The sequence below is a fragment of the uncultured Nevskia sp. genome, assembly GCF_903885465.1.
Taxonomy (GTDB): domain Bacteria; phylum Pseudomonadota; class Gammaproteobacteria; order Nevskiales; family Nevskiaceae; genus Nevskia.
The window spans coordinates 1-1,902 of the sequence record NZ_CAISIQ010000527.1 but is presented as its reverse complement, the minus strand read 5'-3'; the positions used below and the strand labels follow the sequence as shown (position 1 = coordinate 1,902).

Genomic DNA, 1,902 nt, shown 5'->3' with positions numbered 1-1,902 from the left:
GGCAGGATGCCGGTCGAGCGCTGCCAGGCCATGGATGGCCTGTCGGCGCGGTGCCCCGGAGAGCGCGAGAAGCACAGGGCACCGACTCGCGCTTGTGCTTCTAGCGAGTCGGCGGCATGCCGCGGGGCGCACTTCTTTGGTTACTTTCTTCGGGCGTTCGAAGAAAGTGACCCGCGAGATAGCGCGGAATAGTGCGCCAACGCCAGCCAACAACAACTAACGGCGGAGCAAGCCGAGAACGACGCCAAGGTCTCAGCCCAAGCCGAAACAGAAAGCCCCGGTCTCGCAATTCAAGCCAATTGCTGCCCCTTTCCTCCACACGCACTAAAATCGCGCCCCACGTCGTCCGCCAGCCGGATTCGTCCCGTCCGCCCAGCCCGTCACTCTGTCCATAAAAAGGCCTGTCCCATGACCGAAACCCTGAACAAGCGCAGCCAGGCGATCACCGCCGGCCTCAACCGCAGCCCGAACCGCGCAATGCTGCGTGCCGTCGGTTTCAAGGACGGGGATTTCGAGAAGCCGATCGTCGGCATCGCCAGCGGCCATTCGACGATGAATCCCTGCAATGCCGGCATCGGCAGCCTGGCGACACGTGCCGAAGGCGCGCTGAAGGCGGCGGGCGCGATGCCGCAGATCTTCGGCTTCCCGACCGTCACCGATGGCATCGGCATGGGCACCGAAGGCATGAAGTATTCGCTGGTGTCGCGTGAAGTGATCGCCGATGCGATCGAGACCTCGGTGCAGTCGCAGTCGATGGACGGCGTGCTGGCGATCGGTGGCTGCGACAAGAACAGGCCGGGCGCGATGATCGGCATGCTGCGCCTCAAGGCGCCGGCGCTCTTCTGCTACGGCGGCACCATCAAGGCCGGCACCTGGAAGGGCGTGCCGCTGACCATCGTCTCCTCGTTCGAAGCCGTCGGTGCCTACGGCGCCGGCAAGATGTCGAAGGAAGATCTCGACGGCATCGAGAAGAACGCCTGCCCGAGCTTCGGCGCCTGCGGCGGCATGTACACGGCTAACACCATGTCGAGCGCGATGGAAGCGCTGGGGATGTCGCTGCCGTATTCGTCGACCGAAGCCAATCCGGACGCCGAGAAAGGTGATTCCGTGGCCCGCTCAGCCGAGGCGCTGGTCGATGCCATTCGCCGCGATCTGAAGCCGCGCGACATCGTGACGCGCAAGTCGATCGAGAACGCCATCGCCGTGGTCATGGCCACCGGTGGTTCGACCAACGCGGTGCTGCATTTCCTGGCCATCGCCAACGCCGCCGGCGTGGAATGGACGCTCGATGACTTCGAGCGCGTGCGTCTGAAGACGCCGGTGCTTTGCGATCTGAAGCCGTCGGGCCAGTACGTGGCCACCGATCTGCACAAGGCCGGCGGCATTCCGCAGGTGATGAAGATCCTGCTCGAAGCCGGCCTGTTGCACGGCGACTGCATCACCATCACCGGCCAGACCATCGCCGAAGTGCTGAAGGACGTGCCGGCCCAGCCGCGTGCCGACCAGCAGGTGATTCGTGCCTTCGACAAGCCGATGTACAAGCAGGGCCATCTGGCGATCCTGAAGGGCAATCTGGCGCCGGACGGTGCGGTCGCCAAGATCACGGGACTCAAGAATCCGGTGATCACCGGCCCGGCCCGTGTTTTCGATTCGGAAGAGCTGGCGATGGCCGCGATCATGGCCGACTCGATCCGCCACGGCGACGTGTTGGTGATCCGCTACGAAGGCCCGAAGGGCGGCCCGGGCATGCGTGAAATGCTGACGCCGACGTCGGCGCTGATCGGCAAGGGCTTCGGCGAAACCGTTGGCCTGATCACCGATGGCCGCTTCAGCGGCGGCACCTGGGGCATGGTGGTGGGCCACGTGGCGCCGGAAGCTTTCGTCGGCGGCGTCATCGCGCTG

1 protein-coding gene is annotated in these 1,902 nt (G+C 65.0%); it reads left to right on the top strand.

Annotated features, from left to right (window positions below):
- Window positions 1–408: 408 nt before the first annotated feature.
- Window positions 409–1,902, top strand: a 1,494-nt coding sequence (gene ilvD, locus QZY06_RS20295) for a dihydroxy-acid dehydratase (RefSeq protein WP_295687635.1), incomplete at its 3' end; no start/stop codon positions are given.